Origin of the sequence: Roseibium sp. TrichSKD4, from assembly GCF_000148725.1 — a bacterium.
GTDB lineage: Bacteria > Pseudomonadota > Alphaproteobacteria > Rhizobiales > Stappiaceae > Roseibium.
In genome coordinates this window covers 94537-117837 of sequence record NZ_GL476318.1, presented here as the reverse complement: position 1 = coordinate 117837, position 23301 = coordinate 94537, and the positions used below count along the sequence as shown (strand labels likewise).

General features: G+C 55.4%; 16 protein-coding genes. 8 read left to right on the top strand and 8 right to left on the bottom strand.

Features of this window, described 5'->3' with window-relative positions:
• Positions 1–16 precede the first annotated feature (16 nt).
• Genes hutU through hutI form a run of 4 tightly spaced genes read right to left on the bottom strand, consistent with a single transcriptional unit; the run spans position 17 to position 5259 of the window.
• Positions 17–1690 (bottom strand): urocanate hydratase, encoded by a 1674-nt coding sequence (hutU, locus tag TRICHSKD4_RS16050; RefSeq protein WP_009467938.1) that lies wholly within the window; start codon positions 1688–1690, stop codon positions 17–19.
• A gap of 23 nt (positions 1691–1713) precedes the next feature.
• Positions 1714–2514 carry an N-formylglutamate deformylase gene (gene hutG, locus TRICHSKD4_RS16045; RefSeq protein WP_009467937.1) on the bottom strand — a complete coding sequence of 267 codons (801 nt, stop codon included), beginning with the start codon at positions 2512–2514 and terminating at the stop codon, positions 1714–1716.
• Positions 2501–4057 (bottom strand): histidine ammonia-lyase, encoded by a 1557-nt coding sequence (gene hutH / locus TRICHSKD4_RS16040; RefSeq protein ID WP_009467936.1) that lies wholly within the window; start codon positions 4055–4057, stop codon positions 2501–2503. Before hutH ends, hutG begins: the two co-directional genes overlap by 14 nt.
• The gene (gene hutI / locus TRICHSKD4_RS16035; protein ID WP_009467935.1) at positions 4054–5259 is read right to left on the bottom strand and encodes an imidazolonepropionase; all 1206 of its coding nucleotides are present in this window, start codon (positions 5257–5259) and stop codon (positions 4054–4056) included. Before hutI ends, hutH begins: the two co-directional genes overlap by 4 nt.
• Positions 5260–5341: 82 nt before the next feature.
• Here hutI and TRICHSKD4_RS16030 point away from each other — a divergent pair, with 82 nt between their 5' ends.
• The 3 genes from TRICHSKD4_RS16030 (at position 5342) to TRICHSKD4_RS16020 (ending at position 9826) form a co-directional block, all read left to right on the top strand.
• Entirely contained in the window at positions 5342–6721 is a 1380-nt protein-coding gene (locus tag TRICHSKD4_RS16030; RefSeq protein WP_009467934.1) for a formimidoylglutamate deiminase, read from the top strand.
• Between the two features lie 17 nt (positions 6722–6738).
• Positions 6739–7440: a UTRA domain-containing protein gene (locus TRICHSKD4_RS16025; protein ID WP_009467933.1), complete on the top strand. Its 702-nt coding sequence runs from the start codon at positions 6739–6741 to the stop codon at positions 7438–7440.
• 331 nt (positions 7441–7771) lie between these two features.
• Positions 7772–9826: a bifunctional diguanylate cyclase/phosphodiesterase gene (locus tag TRICHSKD4_RS16020; RefSeq protein ID WP_009467932.1), complete on the top strand. Its 2055-nt coding sequence runs from the start codon at positions 7772–7774 to the stop codon at positions 9824–9826.
• Between the two features lie 18 nt (positions 9827–9844).
• Here TRICHSKD4_RS16020 and TRICHSKD4_RS16015 read toward each other — a convergent pair whose 3' ends face one another.
• Positions 9845–10057: a hypothetical protein gene (locus tag TRICHSKD4_RS16015; protein WP_009467931.1), complete on the bottom strand. Its 213-nt coding sequence runs from the start codon at positions 10055–10057 to the stop codon at positions 9845–9847.
• Positions 10058–10253: 196 nt separating this feature from the next.
• Here TRICHSKD4_RS16015 and TRICHSKD4_RS16010 point away from each other — a divergent pair, with 196 nt between their 5' ends.
• From TRICHSKD4_RS16010 to TRICHSKD4_RS15995, 4 genes are all read left to right on the top strand, one after another.
• Entirely contained in the window at positions 10254–11573 is a 1320-nt protein-coding gene (locus TRICHSKD4_RS16010) for an FAD-binding oxidoreductase (protein WP_009467930.1), read from the top strand.
• Between the two features lie 2 nt (positions 11574–11575).
• Positions 11576–12889, top strand: a complete 1314-nt coding sequence (locus TRICHSKD4_RS16005; RefSeq protein ID WP_009467929.1) for an FAD-binding oxidoreductase — start codon at positions 11576–11578, stop codon at positions 12887–12889.
• Positions 12890–12917: 28 nt separating this feature from the next.
• A complete protein-coding gene (locus tag TRICHSKD4_RS16000) occupies positions 12918–13523 on the top strand; it encodes an N-acetyltransferase (RefSeq protein WP_009467928.1) in 606 nt (201 codons plus the stop codon).
• A gap of 90 nt (positions 13524–13613) precedes the next feature.
• Positions 13614–15032, top strand: a complete 1419-nt coding sequence (locus TRICHSKD4_RS15995; RefSeq protein WP_040617018.1) for an amidase — start codon at positions 13614–13616, stop codon at positions 15030–15032.
• A 416-nt stretch (positions 15033–15448) separates the two neighbouring features.
• Here the strand turns inward: TRICHSKD4_RS15995 and TRICHSKD4_RS15990 are convergent, their stop codons facing one another.
• On the bottom strand, positions 15449–17602 hold the full coding sequence (locus TRICHSKD4_RS15990) for a hypothetical protein (RefSeq protein WP_009467925.1): 2154 nt from the start codon (positions 17600–17602) through the stop codon (positions 15449–15451).
• A 521-nt stretch (positions 17603–18123) separates the two neighbouring features.
• Here TRICHSKD4_RS15990 and ettA point away from each other — a divergent pair.
• Positions 18124–19776 carry an energy-dependent translational throttle protein EttA gene (gene ettA, locus TRICHSKD4_RS15985; RefSeq protein ID WP_009467921.1) on the top strand — a complete coding sequence of 551 codons (1653 nt, stop codon included), beginning with the start codon at positions 18124–18126 and terminating at the stop codon, positions 19774–19776.
• 119 nt (positions 19777–19895) lie between these two features.
• On the opposite strand, the gene TRICHSKD4_RS15980 is transcribed toward ettA, so the two are convergent.
• Positions 19896–21251: a hypothetical protein gene (locus TRICHSKD4_RS15980; protein WP_009467920.1), complete on the bottom strand. Its 1356-nt coding sequence runs from the start codon at positions 21249–21251 to the stop codon at positions 19896–19898.
• Positions 21252–21450: 199 nt separating this feature from the next.
• Positions 21451–23241, bottom strand: a complete 1791-nt coding sequence (locus tag TRICHSKD4_RS15975) for a methyl-accepting chemotaxis protein (RefSeq protein WP_139052168.1) — start codon at positions 23239–23241, stop codon at positions 21451–21453.
• Positions 23242–23301: the final 60 nt, after the last annotated feature.

The following is a 23301-nucleotide window of genomic DNA, read 5'->3' as shown; positions in this document are numbered from 1 at the left end:
TATTTCAAGAAGATACTCAGTTTCCGAGGATGCCAGGCAATTTCAGGCCCTGCTCGCGGGCACACTCGAGGGCGATGTCGTAGCCTGCATCGGCATGGCGCATCACGCCCGTTGCCGGGTCATTCCAGAGAACGCGCTCCACGCGGCGGGCCGCATCGTCCGTGCCATCACAGCAGATCACCATGCCGGAATGCTGCGAGAAGCCCATGCCGACGCCGCCGCCATGATGGAGCGAGACCCATGTCGCTCCGGAGGCGGTGTTCAGCAGTGCGTTCAGCAGCGGCCAGTCGGAAACGGCATCTGATCCGTCCTTCATTGCTTCCGTCTCGCGGTTCGGCGAGGCAACGGAGCCGCTGTCCAGATGGTCGCGACCGATCACGATCGGTGCTTTCAGTTCGCCGTTCTTGACCATTTCATTGAACGCAAGGCCGAGCCGGTGCCGCAAGCCAAGGCCGACCCAACAAATGCGGGCTGGGAGCCCCTGAAAGGCAATGCGCTCGCGGGCCATATCCAGCCAGTTGTGCAGGTGCTGGTCGTCGGGAATGAGTTCCTTCACCTTGGCGTCTGTTTTGTAGATATCCTCCGGGTCTCCAGAGAGCGCGCACCAGCGGAACGGGCCGATGCCGCGGCAGAAAAGCGGACGGATATAGGCCGGAACAAATCCGGGGAAGGCAAAGGCGCTTTCCAAGCCTTCTTCCAACGCGACCTGACGGATGTTGTTGCCATAATCGAGGGTTGGAACGCCTGCGTTCCAGAAATCGACCATCGCCTGAACATGAACCTTCATTGAGGCGCGGGCAGCCTTTTCGACCACTTTCGGATCAGTTTCAGCCTTGGCGCGCCATTCGGCAACCGACCAGCCAATTGGCAGATAACCGTTGACCGGGTCATGGGCGGACGTTTGATCGGTGACGATATCCGGCTTCACGCCGCGTTTGACGAGTTCAGCGAACACTTCGGCTGCATTGCCGATCAGGGCAACGGACTTTGCTTCGCCCGCCTTGGTCCAGCGCTCGATCAGCGCCAGGGCCTCGTCAAGGGAGTGGGTTTTTTCATCGACATAACGGGTGCGCAGGCGGAAATCGGCGCTCTTTTCGTCGCATTCAACGGCAAGACAGCAAGCCCCGGCCATGACAGCGGCCAGAGGCTGGGCACCGCCCATGCCGCCAAGGCCACCGGTCAGGATCCAGCGGCCCTTCAGGTTGCCTTCATAGTGCTGGCGTCCAGCTTCCATGAAGGTTTCATACGTGCCCTGAACAATGCCCTGCGTGCCGATATAGATCCACGACCCGGCTGTCATCTGGCCATACATGGCCAGACCCTTCTTATCCAGTTCGTGGAAATGGTCCCAGTTTGCCCAGTTCGGCACCAGATTGGAGTTGGCGATCAAAACGCGCGGGGCATCCTGGTGGGTCTTGAAGACGCCGACTGGTTTGCCGGACTGAACCATCAAGGTTTCGTCTTCGTTGAGCTCTTTCAGTGCCGCGACGATGCGATCGAAGTCCTCCCACGTGCGGGCTGCGCGGCCAATGCCGCCATAAACAACCAGTTCATGCGGGTTTTCAGCTACATCCGGATGCAGGTTGTTCATCAGCATGCGCAACGGTGCTTCGGTCAGCCAGGACTTGGTGTTGAGTTCCGTGCCGGTTGGCGGAAAAACGTCTCGTGCGTTATGGCGGCGGTCTACCATGGTTGGATCCTTGGTCTGTCGGTCTAGCGCGGGAGCGCTGCAGCGAGTTTGTTGAGATTGGTGAGGATGGTGGCGACATGCTGGCGCAATTTCGCGGCCTTCTCTTCGTCATAGGCAAATGGGGGAGACTGGCTTTCCAGATGTGTGGACTGGGCCAGTTCCATCTGGATAGCGTGCGTTCCGGTCTCTGGCTTGCCATAGTGGCGCGTGGTCCAGCCGCCTTTGAAACGACCATTTAGGACAGAACTGTAGCCTTCAGCAGCCTCGGTCACGTCGACCACAGCCGTCTCGATCTGCTTGTCGCAAGTTGTGCCGTTGTTGGTGCCGGTGTTGAAATCCGGCAAGATGCCCTCGAAAAGGTAAGGCACGACAGAGCGGATGGAATGGCAGTCATAGAGAAGGGCAACGCCATTCTGTTCGCGAACGCGGCCCAGTTCAGCTTCCAGCGCGGCGTGATAGGGCGCATGCCACGCCAATCGACGGCTTTCGATTTCCTCTGCATCTGGCTCCTCGCCATCGTGATAGATGGCCAGCCCGTCAAAGTCGGTTGTCGGGCAGAGCGTCGTTGTATTCTGACCCGGATAAAGGCTCACCCCTTCGGGATCGCGATTGGCGTCGATCACATAGCGATGGAAATTTGCCCGCACCATGGTGGCTCCGGGCAGAAGATCCGAATAAAGCCGATCTACATGCCAGTCTGTGTCGGCGAGCAGCTTCCCGTTGTGATTCAGCTTCACCCAGATGTCTTCGGGTATAAAGGTCCCCGAATGGGGAACGCCGAGCACGATCGGGCTGTCGCCACGGGTCACCTCAACAGGCTTCATGGCTGTCCCCCAGCTTGATCATCAGATCGGCAGAGACTTTCGCAACAATTGTACGGGAGCGGACCAGTTCGGCCGCCACTTCGAGATCCGGTGCCATGTAGCGGTCTTCTGTCAGCGGAGCGACGGCCTCGTGAAGGGTCGCAATCACCGACTGAAGGGCTGCGCTGGTTTTGAGCGGTGCGCGATGCCCCACGCCTTCTGCAGCGCAGAGGAGTTCGACGCCCAGAATGTGGGAAAGGTTCTTGTTCATGCGCTCCAAACGTCGTGCGCCGTGGGCTGCCATAGACACATGGTCTTCCTGATTGGCACTGGTCGGAGTGGAATCTGTTGAACATGGATTAGCTAGATGCTTGTTCTCGCTCATCAGGGCCGCTGTGGTCACTTCGGCGATCATCATGCCGGAATTGAGGCCAGGGTCCTGCGCCAGAAACGGCGGCAGATCGAAGGATAAAGTTGGGTCGACCATCAGCGCAATCCGGCGCTGGGCGATAGCTCCGATTTCGGCAATGGCTAGGGCGACCTGGTCTGCGGCAAACGCAACCGGTTCGGCGTGGAAGTTGCCGCCAGATACGATGCGGCCTTCATCCACCAGAACGAGCGGGTTGTCGGTGGCGGCGTTGGCCTCGATTTCGAGCGTCGTTGCGGCCATGCGCAGGAGATCAACGCAGGCACCGGCCACCTGCGGTTGGCAGCGAATGCAGTAAGGGTCCTGAACGCGGGTGTCGCCTTCACGGTGGCTTTCGCGAATCTCCGAACCTTCCATGATGTCCCGCATGGACTTGGCGACTTCAATCTGGCCACGGTGGCCGCGCAGAGCGTGGATTTCGGGCAGAAGTGGGGCCGTCGAGCCCATGATCGCGTCCGTCGAGAGGCTGGCTGTCACCATGGTTGCCTCGGCAAGACGCCAGGCGTCGAAGAGGCCAGTGAGGGCGCAAGCAGTCGAGAACTGCGTGCCGTTGATGAGGCCAAGGCCTTCCTTGGGACCGAGAACAACCGGGGTCAGTCCTGCCTTGGCCAAGGCTTCGCCGCTGGGCATGCGCGCGCCTTCATATTCGGCTTCGCCTTCGCCGATCAGCACGGCTGTCATGTGGGCAAGGGGCGCGAGATCGCCAGATGCGCCGACGGAGCCTTGCGAGGGAATGACCGGCGTCACGTTCTTTTCAAGGCAGGCCTCGATCAGTTCTAGAACCTCGAACCGAACACCGGATGCACCACGTCCGAGGGAAAGCAGTTTCAAGACCATCATGAGGCGTGTGGTTGCCCGGTCCATGGCCTCGCCGACGCCGCAGCAATGGGAGAGAATGAGATTGCGCTGCAAGGTCGCGGTTTTCTCTGAGGCGATCTTCACACTGGCAAGCTTGCCGAAGCCGGTGTTGACGCCATAGACAGCCGCTTCACCGCGGGCAGCTTCTGCCACGCGTTCTGCGGCAAGATCAATCGCCGCCTTGGCCGACCGTTCGATCTGGACAGGTGATTGCTTGCGATAGATGCGTTCAAGATCCCCGAGAGTGACTGTTCCGGGGACAAGGGTGAGGGTGTTCATCTGGAGCCTCCAAAAATACGTTTTTCGAGGGCGTTGAAGCCGATGCGATAAGAAAGTTCAGCCGGGTGAGAAACGTTCCAGATGGCAAGGTCTGCGCGTTTCCCGGCCTCGATAGTGCCAACGTCGATCAGTCCCAGCGCGCGTGCTGCTTCCCGCGTCACACCGGCGAGCGCTTCTTCCGGCGTCATGCGGAACAGCGTGCAGCCCATGTTCATGGTCAGCAGTAGGGAAAGGAGCGGAGAGGAGCCGGGGTTGCAGTCAGTGGCAAGGGCAATCGGCACCTTGTGCTGACGCAACAGGTTCAGCGGCGGATATTGCGTCTCGCGGAGCGTGTAGAAGGCACCGGGCAGGAGAACGGCGACTGTGTTATTGTCCGCCATCGCCTTGACGCCGGTCTCATCCAGATACTCAAGATGGTCTGCCGAAAGCGCCTTGCGGGACGCCGCGAGCGCTGCTCCGCCAAGGTTCGATAGTTGTTCGGCATGAAGTTTGATCGGCAAGCCCAAGTCGGATGCTTTGTCGAACACACGGGTCATCTGATCGGGCGAGAAGGCAATGCCCTCGCAAAAGCCGTCGACTGCATCCACAAGGCCTTCCTTGTGGGCAGCTTCGAGTGTCGGCAGGCAGACTTCATCGAGATAGGCGTCTGCTCGGTCCTTGTATTCCGGGGGAACCGCATGGGCGCCAAGGAACGTGGTTAGGACGTGGATCGGCCGGGCTTCTGCGATCTTTCGTGCCACGCGCAGCATGCGAAGCTCGGTGTCGTGGTCAAGGCCGTAGCCGGACTTAATTTCGAGGGTCGTGACGCCTTCGGAGATCAGCGCATCCACCCGGATCAGTGCTGATGCAAGCAACTCGTCTTCCGAAGCGCTCCGGGTTGCCAAAACCGTTGAGATGATGCCGCCGCCTGCACGGGCGACTTCTTCATACGATGCGCCTTCCAGCCGCATTTCAAATTCGCGCGCGCGATTACCGCCAAAAACTACATGAGTGTGACAGTCGATCAGGCTGGGGGTCACCAGGCGCCCGCCAAGGTCTTCCGCTGCCAGAGAGGCATAGTTCTGTGGCAGCTCCGCGGTCCGTCCAACCCACTCGATTTTTTCACCGTCGAGCACAAGCGCGCCGTCTTCGATCATTCCATAGGGCGCGCCGGTTTCAGCGAATGTGACAATGGAGGCGTTGGTCAGCAGACGTTGGGACAACGGTGAACTCCAAACTTGATTAGATTGCGATAAAAGATTATATGCATGCACATATTAATGTGTCAACGAGGGAAGATCGCCCATGTCTGCTTCAACGCAAACCACGCTTTTCGCGAAACAGGCCCTCTTGCCCGATGGGTGGGCCCGAAATGTTGTGGTCGAGTTTTCTGCGGATGGCCGGATTACCCGCGTTGAATCGAATGCTGAACCGGCGGGGCGCGCAATTGCGGTTTTGCTGCCATCCCCAAGCAACCTGCACAGCCACGCGTTTCAACGAGCCATGGCAGGCATGAGCGAACGCCGAGGGCCTGAACCACGCGATACGTTCTGGACCTGGCGGCAAATCATGTTCTGCTTTCTGGATGTCTTCAGGCCGGAAGATGTCGAGGCGATCGCAGCTTTTGTGCAGATGGAAATGCTGGAAGCCGGATATTCTGCTGTAGCCGAGTTTCACTACTTGCATCATCAGCCGGGCGGTGTGCCTTATGCGTCTCTTGGGGAATTGTCCGCGCGAATTGTAGCGGCTGCACAAACAACAGGCATCGGGCTGACGCTTCTGCCTGTCTTCTATCAATATGGTGGCCTTGATGGTCGCCCGTTAACGCAAGGGCAGGTTCGTTTTGGCAGTGATTTCGACCGCTTCGCCAAACTTCATCAGGAAGCAGGCAAGGCTCTTCAAGCATTGCCCGAAGATGCGGTGCTTGGTGTCGCGCCTCATTCGCTGCGCGCGGTTTCAGCTGAAGATTTAAGTCAGGTTGTGGATTATGTCGGAAACGGCCCAATCCACATGCATTTGGCAGAACAGGTTGCGGAAGTCGACGAGGTTCTTGCGAGTTTGAATCAACGTCCGGTGGAGTGGCTGCTGGACAATCAGGATGTGAACGAGCGCTGGTGCCTGATCCACTGTACGCAGATGACACCGCGAGAGACTGTGGGACTTGCGCAAACGGGAGCCGTTGTCGGGCTCTGCCCGATCACCGAGTCCAGCCTTGGTGACGGCATCTTTGATGGGGTGCGGTATCTGGACAACGGAGGCCGGTTCGGTATCGGGTCGGATTCCAACATTCGCATATCCCTGTCGGAAGAACTCAGAACGCTGGAATATTCCCAGCGCCTACGTGACAAGTGCAGGGCTTCCGTCGCAACGGAAATCAAGTCAACGGGTCGGGTGTTATTCGACGCTGTTGTCGCTGGTGGCGCACAAGCTACCGGGCGAAAATCGGGCGCAATTTCAGAAGGCCAGTTCGCTGATCTGGTTGCCCTTGATGGCAATGCCATTGATCTGGAGGGCCGTGTCGGTGATGACGTTCTCGATGCCTTCGTCTTTACCGGTGATGATTGCATGGTGGTGGATGTCTGGTCTGCAGGCCGACATGTGGTAACAGGGGGGCGGCATGTACGTGGAGCGGAAATCCGCAACCGCTACCGGGTGACAATGAAGGCTCTACGCGAGCGGTTGTAAAGAGAGGCAAGGCACCAGTGTCTTTGGTGGAAACCAATTCCTGGACCGGTATTCGCGAGGAATTGCTGCGGCGGATCCACGAGCGCGAATGGCAGCCGGGCGAGCAGATTCCGCACGAGGCAGATCTTGCCGAAGAGTTTGGCTGTGCAAGAACAACGGTCAATCGGGCCCTACGCGATCTGGCGGAAAGCGGGCTGGTCATCCGTAAGCGCCGTGCAGGCACCCGTGTCGCGCTTAATCCACCGCAAAAGGCGACGCTGACGATCCCCGTCATCCGTGAAGAGGTTGAGGCGCTGGGGCGTTCTTATCGGCACAGTCTTGTGTTTCGCGAGTTACGTCCGCTTCCGCCAATGTTGCACGGGGCCTTTCAGGTTGCGCTTTCAGATAATGTGCTGTTCTTAAAGACAGTTCATTTCGCTGATGATCGCCCCTTTGCTTATGAAGAGCGTCACATCAATCTGGATGCGGCTCCAGAGGCTCGGGACATGGCGTTTGATACGATCAGCGCCAATGAGTGGCTCGTCCACAACGCGCCTTACAGCCATGGGGATCTCTCTTTGTTTGCGGTGAATGCAACGGACGAGCTTGCAGCCGTTTTGGATACGGTCGCTGGTGGCGCCTTGTTTGCTCTGGAGCGGATCACCTGGACTGGAGATCTGCCGATCACGCATGTCAGACTGGTTTATGCTCCGGGCTATCGACTGCGATCAGACATCTGATGATGTTTGCATCCCTTATAAGCGCCTCGGTGCTAACCCTATTTATATTTCCAATTCCTAAGTGATCCTGTTTGTTAAAAATATTAAGACTCAATCAAATCTTGATATGTCCTTTGCGATGTTTCTGTGAATTTAAGTAAATGAATCGTTTTGCATTCCTCGAGTATTCTTCCCTTTGGTAAGTTAAGTGTTCATTTGTATGTAGTACCTATCAATGGTTGTGTTTGTGGCTGGTTGCATAAAGGTCTTTTCTTATGCCGCTATGCCGTGAACAAAAGGTCCAACCTTTTGAGTCAACGGTGAAGTCAGCCGTTCTGATCGGGAAGAATGAATGCTAAGCGTTCTGTCATGCATCGCGTATGAACACGACCCGTTTTACTTGGCATTGGCTGTGCTGGTTTTGACGAACGGCGGCTATTTCACCTTGCGACTCTATGCCCGTGTGCGACGTTCCGTAGGGACCGTAAAACTCTTGTGGGTTGTGATGGCAGGCCTCATCGGTGGCGGGACAATTTGGACAACCCATTTTCTCTCGATGCTGGCCTACGAGAGCGATCTTATTCATGGATACAGCCTTGGCTTGACGGTATTGTCGCTGGTTGTAGTCATCGCCGGTGTTTGCCTCGGCTTTTTGATTTCTGACATCACAGACAAGCCATTGTCTATCGAGGCGGGTGGTGCAATTGTGGGTCTTTCTGCGTCCACGATGCATTACATCGGACTGGCAGCCATGGAGGTCTCTGGTCGTGTCATTGTTGAGCCAAATTATGTGATCGCTTCCGTTTTGCTTGGTGGGTTTTTCTCAGCGTTGATGCTCAACCGCATCTCAAAACAATGCTCCCGTTTTTGCGGGCATGTTGCGGTGGTCCTTTTTGTGCTTTGTGTCACATCCGTTCATTTCGTGTCGATGACCGGGACGGCGATCGTTCCGTCGGGGAGTGGCGCTGAAACCATTGCATTCGACTCAAAAGGAGTGCTAGCAATTGCTGTCCTCCTCGTGATGGCCTTGTTGTTCTTGTCCGTTTTCATGGCCTACATGATTGATGCCAAGACAGAGGAAGCGACCGACGGCCGGATACACCGGATTTTTGAACATGATGCGCTGACTGGATTGCTGAACCGGTCGGGCATGAATTCAGCTGTGGCGACTGTATTGCAGAGGGCGACCTCCAGTCCTTCCGCAGCTGCAGTGATTTCGTTCTCTTTGGATCGGTTTCTCGATATTCGGGACGCTCATGGCCAAAAGGCGACTGACAGCATGCTAAGGCATGTGGCAAAGCTGGTGTCTGGCTGCCTTGGCGAAAATGAAAGCCTTGGCCGTGTGGGAGACTGTGAGTTTCTTGTTCTGGCGAGCGATGTTTACAACAATCGGGAAGTGAACGCGCTTTGCGCACGCATCGAAGCAGTGTTGGGAACATCGTTTAGGTGGGGCGGTGGCGTTCTGCCCGTACGAGCTGCCTTCGGATACGCGTTTTTTCCCTCCAATGCGCGGGAAGCCGGAGAGCTGATCGACAAGGCAGAGCAGGCAATGAAGCATGCCTGCCGCAGCGGTCCGGGAACGGTTGCTCCATTCAAGGAAAGTCTGGGTAAAACAGCCAAGGAAAGAGGGGCGCTGAGTATCGATCTCAGTCACGCGGAAGAGCGCGGTGAATTGGAGCTGTATTACCAGATTCAGAACAACGTCAATACGCGCGAAGTGACCGGTGCCGAAGTTCTGCTGCGATGGAAGCATGACAAACTCGGAATGGTGCCACCTTACAAGTTTATCCCGATTGCAGAGGAAACGGGGCTTATCAATGCCTTTGGTCCGTGGATCCTGCATACGGCATGTAAAGAGGCAGCGAGTTGGGATATGCCGCTCAAGATTGCTGTGAACGTTTCCTCGGTTCAGCTCTCAAAGGACGGGTTTGCCGATATCGTGGCAAGGGTTTTTCGCAGTAGTGGCCTTGATCCTGCACGGTTGGAACTGGAAATCACGGAGAGCGGTCTGCTGGATGATCGGAACCACGCCATGCAGGTAATCCAGGATCTCAAGAGCCTTGGCGTCGGAATTGCGATGGATGACTTTGGGACCGGCTATTCGTCTCTGGCCACCCTTCAAATGTTCCCGTTCGACAAAATCAAGATCGACCGCGAGTTCGTGAAAGACCTTGGCAAAAACAAGCATTCGGCAGCTATTATTCGCTCAACGATTATTCTCGCAGAGAGCCTCGATATCCCGGTTCTGGCAGAAGGAGTTGAGACTGAAGAGCAACTTCAGTTTCTGGCGAGCGAAGGATGTGGTGAAGCTCAGGGGTATCTATTCGGGAGGCCGATGCCCGTTGAGGAACTTCGCAAGATCACCAATGCTCGTCCAATGCGCCCGGCACTGTCCCTTGTTGGCTGATCATGCGGCAAAAAGGCATTAGCCTTCAGATTTGTCTGCCGAAGCTTCGTCCGTCCGCTTGTATTTCAACAAATAGGACCAGGTAGCTTGAGCCGTGATGGCCAAGACCAGTGCGCCCCACACCATTTTTTGGTGATAGAACTCAACACCTGCCCAAACAACACAAAGAGTGATCAGCGCAATACGCCGCCAAAGTGGGTCGAAGAAGGGATGAGGTTCTGGAGCAAACACGCAATTCTCCTGAGTGCAGACAAATTCTAAAATACCACAACACTTCAAATTTCTAGGCCTTTTTCCAAACGCGGTCCACTCTACCTTCTGCTACCTGTCAAAATTACGCTTGCCTTTAAAAGCGTGTCGTCGGACTGTTGAATTTGTTCAAATGTGATCACAAAATATCCGCTGCCTGACAGAGTGACAGACCTGCATGACTTTCAGCCCCGACCTTCTTACCGCCAACGATGTCCCTGGCCAGCACGCAGCCTCCTTTTATTCGGCAACGGCCGATACCAAAACGAACTATCCGCAGCTGGCGGGTGACGTTTCTTGCGATGTTTGCGTGGTCGGTGGGGGGTACACCGGGCTTTCGACGGCACTTCACTTGGCTGAACGGGGCTATGATGTGGTTCTTCTGGAAGCCAACCGCGTCGGTTGGGGGGCGTCCGGCCGGAACGGCGGACAAGTGAGCCCCGGACAACGGGTCGGTCAGACAACCCTTGAAAAGCGACACGGCGCGGCTCATGCAAAAGAGCTGTGGGATCTTTCGCTACAATCCATGGAGTTGCTGCACTCGTTGATCAAAACCCATCATATCAAGTGTGACTTCACACCCGGTCTGATCGAGGCGGTGCATCGCAAGGACTGGGTCGATGAACTAAAAGAAGACTTGGATCATTACCGCGACACCTATGGCTATGATCAGATCGAGTTTCTGAATGGGACAAAAATCCGCGATTATGTTGACAGTCCTGCTTATTTCGCAGGTGCTTTGAACCACGGCGGCGGACATCTGCATCCGCTGAATTTCGCGTTGGGCCTTGCGAGTGCAGCTGAGGCTGCCGGCGCCAAGCTTTTTGAAACCTCGCGTGTGACCCGGATTGACCCTGGAGACACAGTGAGGGTGCATTTGGAAACAGGTGCCGTGAGAGCAAAGCATGTTGTGCTCGGCTGCAATGGATATCTGGGAGAGCTGGACCCCACGACTGCGCGTCACATCATGCCGATTAACAACTACATCATTGCCACCGAACCTTTTTCGGAAAGCGAAGCCGAGAAGTTGATCGCCAAAGGGCGGGCAGTGGCCGATACGAAGTTTGTGATCAACTATTTTCGGATGTCTGCGGATCGTCGCCTGCTGTTTGGCGGCGGAGAAACCTACAAGTACGACTTTCCCACGGACATCAAATCCTTCGTGCGCAAGCCCATGTTGGAGATCTTCCCTCAATTGAAGGATGTAAAGATCGAATATGGGTGGGGCGGAACTCTTGCCATCACCACAAAGCGCATGCCCTATTTTGCAAGGCTTACCCCCAATATCCTGTCCGCATCCGGCTATTCCGGTCATGGTGTGGCCATGGCAACACTGGCCGGGCAAATCTGCGCGGAAGCCGTTGATGGAACTGCAAGTCGGTTTGATGTGTTTGAACAGATCAATCTACCGGCTTTTCCCGGCGGTGTTCGGTTCCGGTATCCTTTGTTGGTGTTGGCGATGACCTGGTTTGCCATGCGGGATCGGCTTGGAATTTGAGGATGGAAAACACTCAGCACAAAATTGGCAGCTACTGGGAGGCAAGCGTCGATCATCTGCCGCAGGACCCGATGCTTCAGGATGACGTATCTGCGGAGTTCGCTATTGTCGGGGCAGGGTATACGGGATTAAGCGCGGCCTTGCGTCTGGCAAAGCAGGGGCATTCTGTCGCCATATTGGAAGCAAAGCATGTCGGCTGGGGCGCGTCGGGCAGAAATGGTGGGTTTTGCTGTTTTGGAGGCACGAAGAAATCGGAAACCGACCTTGTCCGGCATTACGGTCTCGAAGAAGCAAAAGCCTTCGTTCGCTATCAATGTGAAGCGATTGAGACCGTTCGGGCGCGCCTGGACGATTGGGGTGTTCATGCAGATCGACATTCAAAAGGAGAAGTGATCCTTGCGCATCGAAAGCGGGATGTTGATGGCTTTGCCGCAGAAGCATCCTATCTAAAGGAGACTTTTGGGCTTTCTGCTCGGGTATTGTCCAAATCAGATTTGCAGGACGAGGGACTGTCAGGGCCAGAGTTTCATGGTGGATTTCACGTCGCTTATGGATTTGCATTGAACCCGATGAAGTATGTGTTGGCGCTTGCGCAAAAGGCGCGAGAGGCCGGGGTTCGGATATTTGGAACGTCTCCCGTGAAGAAGCTCAGCCGTCAGGGTGCGAAATGGCGTTTGCAGACAGGCCGAGGAACAGTGACCGCCAACAAGGTGATTTTAGCGGGCAATGGGTACCGTGATGAGAGCCTTCCCAAATGGCTCTACGGGCGAACTCTACCGGTCATGTCGTCCGTTCATGTCACACGGCCTTTGACCGACACGGAGCTTGCTGACCAAGGCTGGACCTCGGACTTGATGGCGGCAGACACGCGAATACTCTTGCATTATTTCAGGTTGATGCCGGATCGTCGGTTCCTGTTTGGAACGCGCGGAGGTTTGGTGGAAACGCCGGGCTCCCTTGAAGCCATGAAAAATACAGGGCGTAGGGATTTCGACCGGATGTTTCCCGCGTGGCGGCATGTCGAAAGCGAACACTCCTGGTACGGTCACGTCTGCCTTTCCTGGAACCTGACACCCTTTGTTGGCGAGATCCCCGAATCTGAGGGTGTCTATACAGCGATGGCTTGGCACGGCAGTGGTATCGCCATGGCATCCTTGTCTGGCGAGAAGGTTGCGGATCTGGCCTGTGGACACCTCACTTCCTCGGAGGTCCCTGCAGTCATGCGCGCTCCCTTCCGAAGGTTTCCCTTTCCGCCACTTCGGTTGGCCTATCTTCAGCTCGCCTACTGGTGGTATGGCTTGCGTGATCGGATGTAAGTCCGGAGTTCGAAGTTCAGAGAATTTGATGATGAAGTTGCGTCCAGTTGAGGCCAGGGACGAAAACGGTCTGGCTAACGTGTGTTTGAAGACCGGTGACGCTGGCAAAGACGCAACCGCCCTTTATCAGGACACGACCTTGTTGGCGCAGATTTATGCGCTCCCCTATGTCAGTGTTTCAGGCGGGTTTGGGTATGTTGCCGAGGATGAAGAAGGCATTTGCGGCTATGTTGTCGGTGCGACGGATACAGTTGCGTTTGAAACAGCGCTGGAGGTTGAGTGGTGGCCGGAATTGCGTCGCCGCTATCCCCTGTCGAACACTAAATTTGCTGACGGGTCCTTGGATGAAAAACGTGTGCAGTTCATCCATCACCCGGTTAAAACCACGCCAGACCTTCTTTTAGATTATCCCGCTCATATTCACATGAACGTGATGCCCCGCACCCAAGGCAAGGGTTTCGGATCAAGGTTGTTGTCGCTGTTTCTTGATAACCTCAAAGACCATGGCGCAAGCGGTGTTCACGCGGGTGTTGCCCCATCCAATTCTGATGGTCCTGCCTTCTGGACCGCCAAGGGCCTCGGAATTGTCCGCGATGATCGACCTGCTACAGTGTGGTGCGGTTGCCGACTTTGACCGGTCCTTTCGCTCAAATTGCCATTGCGGGAGTGCCTGTTGCTGTGGTCATCTTTTGATGCTTGCCTGTTAACCAACACGGACCCTCCCATGACTGCGACCGACCTTACTCTTCTCGATGCTGTGGACCTCTTGAGGTTGATGGTGCGGAAAGAAATATCCTGTGCGGAGGTGATGGAGGCGGTGTTGGCGCGGGTTGATGCGGTTAATCCGGCGATCAACGCTATTGTCTCTATGCCAGACCGGGATACGCTGATGGCGGCCGCAAAGGCGGCAGACAATACCCCTCGAACGGGCCCGCTCCGCGGTCTTCCCTTTGTGGTGAAGGATCTGGTGGAAGTGAAGGGCCTGCGCTCCACCCATGGGTCTCCGATCTTTGCCGATCATGTGCCAGCACAAGATGACCTTTTGGCTGAACGTTTGCGCGCCGCAGGGGCGATCTTCATTGGCAAGACAAATACGCCGGAATTCGGCATGGGCTCGCAGAGCTACAATCCGGTTCATGGGGTCACGCGCAATCCTTATGACATAACCAAAACGGCGGGCGGGTCATCGGGCGGAGCAGCCGCTGCATTAGCAGCGCGTCTGGTGCCGCTTGCTGACGGGTCCGACATGATGGGCTCACTGCGCAATCCGGCAGCGTTCTGCAATGTCTATGGTTTTCGCCCAACCTTTGGGCTGGTGCCGGGTGATCCGCGAAAAGAGAGCTTTTTCAATCAGCTGGCGACGGATGGCCCAATGGCCCGATCCGTGGAGGATCTAGCATTTTTGATGGATGTGATCGCCGGTCCTGATCCGCGTTTGCCGCATTCCCACGCTGAGGTACCCAAATTCACCGGCCTCCTAGATGGTGACGTGAAGGGCCTCAAGATCGGCTGGATTGGCGATTGGAACGGACATTATGCCATGGAGGCTGGTGTGCTGGATCAGTGCGAAGGGGCCTTTGCCGCGTTCGCCGATCTTGGGGTTGAGGTCGAGCCGTTTGTTCCCTCCTTCGCCCCGGAGAAGATTTGGAACTCGTGGCTCACCTTGCGCTCTTTTGCCATTGCAGGCGGTCTCAAGGCGCTTTATGACAAACCGTCAACGCGGGCGAAACTCAAGCCAGAAGCCATTTGGGAGATCGAGTGCGGTCTTGCGCTGTCGAGCATGGAGGTATTTGAAGCCAGCACAGTCCGCTCCAGCTGGTACAGGCAGCTTGCTCGCGCTTTTGAGCGGTTTGACGTTCTGGCGCTTCCGTCCGCTCAGGTGTTTCCGTTTGATGCAGACACCCATTGGCCGTCCGAGATTGCGGGGAGGCCCATGGCCACCTATCACCAGTGGATGGAAGTCGTCATTCCTGCCTCTTTGGTCGGTGTGCCTGCGCTCAACGTGCCCGTCGGTTTCACTGCATCGGGTCTTCCTATGGGCTTGCAACTGATCGGCCCCAAAGGCGCGGACCTCAAACTCCTCCGACTCGGCCACGCCTATCATCAGGCTACAAACTGGGTGGAGAACGTGCCGTGGGTTTAGGGAAAACGGGTTGTGGTTTTGGGCGTCATTGGCGACAGGGTTCCGTGGTCCAAATCACAAGCTGTCTTGAAATGTATGAGCAAGCTGACAGTGATCGGAATGGGGATCCCGGATCGCGCTTTGCTTGTCCGGGATGACGGCCTGAGTGTTTTGCCGGGATCGTGCCCCAGCCTCGATCGTCTTCCCCGATTTGATCGCGGATATATAACGTGACGTTCCCCCGAGCACCTTCACCAGTTGAAAAAAAACGGAATGGATCCCATGGTCATAGCCATGGGATGACAATTGGGGCAGGGCAAAGCCCCCGCATCCCCATCACATCGTCGTCCCGGACAAGCGCAGCGCGATCCGGGATCCTTACCGTGATCTATCTGCGGATAGTTGAGCTCTCTGCAGAAAAACGGGCTTTGATAATTTCAAACCTCGTCATTGTTCCGAATAATGCCGGTAATCGCTGCGGCAGCGATGGCGGTGATGACCCATCCGAGAATGATGAAGACTTTTTGCAGATAAAACATCCAGAAGCCTGTTTGCCCACGGGAGGTTGAGGGAGCCCAGGCATCTGTCTGGCCGAGATCAATGATCGGGACGACCACGTCCATGGCATAGAAAATGGAGTCAAAGGTCTCATAATCACGTCCGTGACCAACGGCTTGTTGATCTGGCGTTTTGGACCGGACTTCTGCCGGATTGGCATAGGTGGGCGCGCCGTCTTCGTTCACTGCATCGGCATAGGACTTCCAGTTTTCCGATGTCAGAATTACATCGGAATTGGGCGCGAAATCACCGGCTTGCCAAGTCAGGTGGGCCAATCCAGCTACGATCATGATCATGGCGAAAAGCCAACCTAAGCTTCGCCAGGGTTTGTAGCCATATCCTGCAACAAATCTCAGCACACGATCCCAGATTGTGTTCCACGAAATGCACAGGGCATTCCAAGAACGGTCAATAAGCAACTGATTTTGGAAATCCTGCTGTGCCCACCGGTTTTCAAAAGCATCACAGTCGGAGCGTGTTGGGTTAGATCCGAAGCGCCTAAAGAAAACGTCATTAAATTTCGCACGAATTTCAGGGGCTTCAGCAGCGGCGGCAGCGGCTGTTTGCGCTGCTGCTCTTCGAGTTTCCGCGTCTCTACCTTTCTGCTGGATGAGGTTATTTAGAGACCGCATAAATCGGATGGAGTTTCGCCAGACACTGCGCCGTGCCCGCCGCTGCTGAATTTCCTTTTCAACCAGTATGTCCCTTGCCTCAGCCCTGTGCCCGCTGGTCCGCAACACCTTGGCATATTGCTGATAGGGTTGGGGGTGAAACGCTCCGTTTGGTCTGGCACCCTTTTTGAGCCAGTCTTTTCGAAACGCCAAATCCGTCGAGCCATGCAGCGTGTCATACGTGAAGCCCGAGAGCTCTAGCTGTTCAACCTTGTCCCAACTTTCCTTGTCGTCTACCAAATCGCCCACATGAGCGGAGGCGAGATCAATTAAACCTGAAACAGAGTCTACCTCTCGCCAGAAAAAGCCTGCTTTCACTACCAGCCGCTGGGCGTTGAGTGCATCGCCCGTGTTGCCCGCCAGTATGGCGTTTTCGCATGCAAGCCGGCCGTCAATCTCAGCGCCCGCAAAAGAGACTTCGCCTTCCGATATGGCGTCGGTCAGGAAAACATCACTTGCGATCTTCGCACCCTGTGCATTCGGAGCCTTGTGGTTGCCACCCTTCAGTTTGGCTTCATGGCAAGAAAGCTGGCCGCCAATCTCGGCGCCCGCTAAAGAGATTTCGCCCTTTGATATGGTGTTGGTCAGGAAAACACCCTGTGCGATTTTCGCGCTTTGGGCATTCAGGGCCTTGTGGTCGCCGCCCTTCAGCTTGGCTTTATTGCATGATAGCTGTCCGCCAATCTCCGCGCCCGCAAGTGAGACTTCGCCCTCTGATGTGGCCTCGTGCAGGAAAACGTCACCAGTGATCTTCGCGCCTTGGGCGTTCAGGGCCTTGCCGTCGTCGCCCTTCAGCTTGGTTTTATTGCAAGAAAACTGGCCGCCAATCTCGGCGCCCGCAAAAGAGACTGTGCCCTCTGATGTGGTGTCGCTCAGGAATACGTCCTCTGCGATTTTCGCGCCTGAAAAAGAGACTCTGCTCTCCGACACGGCCTCACGCAGGAAAACACCGCCAGCGATCTTCGCGCCTTGGGCGAACAATCCCGGAAACCGGCTTCTGGTCAGGTTGATTGCATCGCCGACCATCTGAAAGGCGTTGATTACTTCATGAAACGAACAAGCAACGAGATGATTGTTGCCCCTTGTCTTGGCGAATTCGATATCCAGCTCTCCTTCGACCCATGCCCCGACGAGTTCCACACCGTGATCATGCGGCCGATAGGTCTCGCATCCGCCGCACATAAGATAACGCAGCAAACCTGCACGAACTGCGTTTTCTTCCGTACGTTTATTTGGAAGTTGACCATCGCCAACGACGACTAACCTGCCATTTTTGCAGCCCTCTAGCAGTTTTTGCTCAGCGTTAGTGAGCTCGCCGTTTTCAATCAGTTCCTCGATTTGGGCGTAAGACGTAATCAACATGTCTCAATCTCGTAAAAGAAATTTTGGCCAGCGTAGGTTGATGGCGCTCATCAAACAATCTCATGTGGTCGGTTTTCCCGTATCTTGCAGGTTTCAGATGTGAGTTGATCGGACAGGATGATTTCACTGGTTCATTTGGTTTCCTGAGCAAGCTGAAAGAAAACGGAATGGATCCCATGGTCATAGCCATGGGATGACAATTGAGGCTGGGTACATCCCCACGCATCCCCTTCACATCGTCATCCCGGACAAGCGCAGCGTGATCCGGGATCCATACCGTGATCTATCGGGGGATGGTTGAACACGCTAAAAAAATGGTTTGGCGTATTTTGGCGGGAATATTGATTACTCAAAAAATTGGAGGCTTTGCGGCGGATGGAGTTGGCGTTTGGGCTCATTCCGCTAGTCTTCACCAATTGGCTCGCATCTCCCCCATTGCCCCGACGCCAAGTTTCGCATAAAACACGCGGCAGATTTTGAGCAGAATCCCAACATCCAAAAACGTGGAGAAGCGGAGCCCCATGGCGCGCCAGTTCATCTATCACATGCACGGACTGTCGAAGTCCTACACCGGGGGCAAAAAAGTCCTCGATAACGTTCATCTGTCTTTTTACCCGGATGCCAAGATCGGTATTTTGGGGCCCAATGGTGCGGGTAAGTCCACACTGTTGAAAATCATGGCCGGGCTCGACAAGGATTATCAGGGCGAAGCTTGGGCAGCAGAAGGTGCCAAGGTCGGATATCTGCCGCAGGAGCCGCAGCTCGACGAGAGCAAGACTGTCATGGAAAACGTCATGGAAGGCGTTGCCCATAAACAGGCCAAGCTCGACCGGTATAACGAGCTGATGATGAACTACTCGGACGAGACGGCCGGGGAAGGTGCCCAGCTGCAGGACGAAATCGACGCGCAGGACCTGTGGAACCTGGAAAGCCAGGTGGAAATGGCGATGGAAGCCCTGCGCTGCCCGCCTGCGGATGCCGGTGTTGCAAATCTTTCTGGCGGTGAGCGCCGCCGGGTGGCGCTGTGTCAGTTGCTTTTGAGCGAGCCGGATCTGCTGCTGCTCGATGAGCCGACCAACCACCTTGATGCGGAAACCGTTCACTGGCTGGAGCGGCATTTGCGTGAATTCAAGGGCTCTGTCCTGATCATCACCCACGATCGCTACTTCCTCGACAACGTGACTGGCTGGATTCTCGAACTCGATCGTGGCCGCGGTATTCCTTATGAGGGCAACTACTCCGTCTATCTGGAGAAGAAGTCCAAGCGGATGGAGCAGGAAGGCCGTGAGGACATGGCTCGCAACCGTGCCATTGCGCGGGAACGTGAGTGGATGGGCATGAGCCCGAAAGGCCGTCAGACCAAGTCGAAAGCCCGTATCAAGGCCTTTGATGATCTGCTGTCTGCACAGGAAGAGCGCCTACCGTCCATCGAACAGATCTTGATCCCGGTTGGCGAACGTCTTGGTGCTAACGTCATTGAGGTGAAAGGTGTCTCCAAGGGCTTTGAAGATCGCCTTTTGATCGATGATCTGTCCTTCAAGCTGCCGCGCGGTGGTATTGTCGGCGTGATTGGTCCGAACGGCGCTGGTAAATCAACGCTCTTCAAGATGCTGACAGGCCAGGAAAAGCCGGATAGCGGCGAGGTCGTCACCGGCGACAGTGTGCGTCTTGGTTATGTGGACCAGTCCCGTGATGCGCTGAACCCTGAAAACAATGTTTGGGAAGAGATTTCCGGTGGTGCTGAAGTCATCTATCTGGACGACAAGGAAATCAACTCCCGCGCCTATTGCTCGTCCTTCAACTTCAAGGGCCCGGCTCAGCAGGCGAAAGTTGGCGACCTCTCCGGTGGTCAGCGCAACCGTGTGCACCTTGCCAAGGTCTTGAAGCAGGGCGCTAACGTTCTGCTGCTCGATGAGCCGACCAACGATCTCGACACTGAGACGTTGGCAGCATTGGAAGACGCTCTGGAAAACTACGCCGGCTGCGCCGTGGTCATCTCGCACGATCGTATGTTCCTCGACCGCCTTGCCACACACATGCTCGCCTTTGAAGGTGATAGCCATGTGGAGTGGTTTGAAGGTAACTTCGAAGACTACGAAAAGGACAAGGTCCGCCGCCTTGGTGCCCACGCAGCCGACCCGCGCCGGATCAAGTACAAGCCGCTGACTCGGTAAGATGGTCTGATTTGAGAGTTACGAAAGGCGGGGCCAGCGGCTCCGCCTTTTTTGTGAACCTGCGTCATTCCGGATCAGCACTCCGCCTACGCGTCGTTTGTCCGGAATGACGGCATTTTTCACCCCCAAGGCCCGACGGTGATTGTAACTGTGCCGTTTGAGATAGACCCGACGGTTTTGGAGGGCACGTTGGGGCCGGAATAGGGGCCGATTGGGGTTTCGTCCATCGAGAACCCGTAAGCCGCGCCGCCGTAGAAGATCGGTGGTTTGCCGGTAATACGGCTGTCATTGCCATCCTTGTCGCTGCAATGCAGGAACTTGGCGTAAAAATGCGATGGCTTTCCGGATGGATACCAGTTTTTCCAGTTGTTCCAGGCACGGGTGGTGTAACCGCTCAAGGAGGCGTCTGTGGCACAGACTTCCAACACGCCATCGAGAGCCACACCTCGGCACAGAGCTTCCCAAATGCAGTCCTGCAGTAGTCCGGCATCTCCATTACTTCCATCGGGTGTCAGGTCGCCAAAAGCTTGTTGGAACACATAGGCGGCCCCCGTCAGGCCGGGTGAGGTGCCTTGTGCGGAAACCGGCTTGAAGAATGAATAGGAATTGCTTCCATTCGACAGGTGATAGGCGACAGATTGCACACCGGTTTTCGGGTTGACCATAGCCCGCGCCATACCTTGATAGATGTTTTGAGCGGTGTCTGATCCAAGATTGATGGACAGGAAATTTCCCTCGCAAAAGAAATCATCCAGCGTTTTGTCCCAGAAGGTAGCCAGCGGATCGCTCGTGGTTCCGGTGTAGTTGTTTGACCTCGCTGCCAGCATGTCGTTGGGGTCGCAGAGCGCGAAAAACTGATCGCCGACTAGTGGAGGTATCCAGCTTTGGCCGGGAAGCGGTTCTTTATATAGCAGCCCTTCAAATGCAGCTGCAGGAGGGTAAGTCTTTGTTTCATTGACGATGAATGACGACCAAGCGCTGGCAATCTCGGCGCGGGTGATGTTTGGCTGAACACCGAAATTCTGCGCTGTGCTGCTCCCATCAGGCGTTGCGGAGAAGGAGAGGTTCAGGCCGAACCCGCTGACGGCGCTCAAGTTGAACTCAGCATCCATGCTGAACTCGAAAATATCAAACGGGCCGGGCGGGGTTACGGTGCTCGTCGGCTCTCCTGCATAAGGATATTGAGCGTATTCAACCGGAGAATGATCCGTGATGTTCAAATCACCTGGCGTTGTGTCGCTGGCCACGAAAACAAGCCGATCTGATCCATTCGTTGCCGAAACTAGCGTTATTTCGGCAAGGTTCTCCACCTTGTAAAATGGTAGAGTGGCGGAAGGCGGGCCAAAGCTTCCATTCGCCTGAAGGGTTTGGAATGTACTGGCATCGCCGCCGTTAATCCATCCGGGAACCCATACTGCCGAGGTGCTCTCAGCCGGAAAATTTGTCTTGTCGTCCAGTTTGATCGTAATGGCCATGGGGTTTCCTTGTAATTCATAACGGTGGCGCAGGAAGAGGTTAAGGCCATTTAAGCGCTAGATCCCAGATGTGCTGCGTCCGCTTCAAGGTCTCTTTGAAAAGATAGACGTTTGAAGCGGCGAGTTGTGAAGTTGGGGGAATAAACGAAAAAGGCGAGGCCTGAAGCCTCGCCTTTTGAGAGCTAATTTTTCTACTGGCTTATGCTACTCGCAGCTCGCGGAGCACTGCATCCATCTGTTCGTCTAGAACTTCTGAATTTTGGGAAAGCTCACTTGCGGCAGTCAACACCTGTGCGGCCGCACTGTCTGTTTCACCAATTGCTGACTGAACTTGTTCGATGTTGCCGGAGACATCTCGAGTGCCAGATGCGGTTTGTTGAACGCTGCGAGAGATCTCCTGTGTCGATGCCAGCTGTTGGTCAACGGCTGCGGCGATCGATACGGCGTTCTCACCAAGTGTCGACATTACCGAACGGATTTGTTCGATAGCGTTGACCGAACCACTCGTGGCGGTTTGCATGTTGGTGATCTGGTTTGAGATCTCCTCAGTGGCTTTTGCTGTCTGGCTTGCGAGGTCCTTGACCTCCGAGGCAACAACAGCAAATCCTTTGCCCGCCTCACCAGCACGGGCAGCCTCGATCGTCGCATTCAGCGCCAGCAGGTTTGTTTGCTCTGCAATTGCCTGAATGAGGTTGACCACATCACCGACTTTTTGCGCCATGTTGGCAAGGTTTTGCATAGAGTCAGCAGCTTGTTCAGTAGTTTGCTGAGCGTCTGCGGTGATTTCTCGTGAGTTCGACGCTTGTTGCGCAACTTCCGAGATCGATGCAGATAGCTCTTCCGTCGCTGCTGCAATGGCTTCCACATTTTGGGCTGCTTCGCCGGTTGCGCTCGCCGCGACCGTAGACTGAGAATTTGCCTCTGCGGCCTGATTTGCCAATCCGCCAGCGACTGTTCTCATCTCGGTAGATGACGACGCAATCTGTTGGATCACGGTTTTTACTTCGCGCTCCAACTGGTCAGCCATGTTGTAACGGTTCTGGCGCTGTTGTTCCTTGGCCTTTGCTTCCGCTTCCTTAGCTTCTTTTGACAGGCGCTCTTTTTCGATCGCATTGTCTTTGAAGACCTGTGTTGCACGAGCGATGCCGCCAATTTCGTCCTTGCGCTCCTGACCCTCGACTTCGATATTGTTGTTGCCGCCTGCCAACGTCTCCATCGCACTCGTAATGCGAATAATTGGATTGGCTATGCCGTTGCCAACAAGCACGGCCATTCCGAGGCCGATACCAATGGCGCTTGCGACACCAATACCAATAAAGAGGTAAGCTTCTGAGACTGTTTCAGAGTTCTCTGCCTGACGGCTGATCATCAGTGCCTCTTCCTCGGCATTAAAATCAGCCATGATTTGACGGAACTGATCAAAATACTGTTTGCCTCGCGCTTTACCGACAAGGTCTGCCATGTCGTCCATCGTTTTTGCATCGCCAATGTCGCGGCGGAGCGCGATCATCGGTTCTGTTACATCTGACTTCCAGTTGGCGATGGTGGCAGAAACGTCCTCTAGGAGCGAGACTTGAGCAGGGTTGTCGCTGACGGTTTTGCTCAAGCTGGCGACCTGATCGCTGAAACGAATGCCACCTTGCTCATAGGGAGCTAAGAACGCGTCCTGTCCCGCCAACAGGTAGCCGCGCATGCCGGTTTCCATATCGACAGCGGACGCAATGATGTCGTTGGCCTGAGCAATGACCTTATACGTATGAACGGTCCAGCGTTGGGTCTCATCCAGAACCTTCAGGGCTTTTTCCATGTTCAAGCTGGCGGTTGCGGCAGCCGCCTTGCGCTCTTCGATCAAACCTTCTTCAATCGCGTAGAATTCGGCCATGATCGTTCTGAAGCCGTCGAAATAGGTTTTGCCCTTTTGAGCTGACACATAAGTGTCTACTTCGGCATGGGAACGTGCCCCGCGTTGCACTCGAGCCCGGAGCTTCATGCCGGGCTCAATTACATTCGCAACCCAATCATTGATGAGCCCGGATTTCCCAAGTAGTCA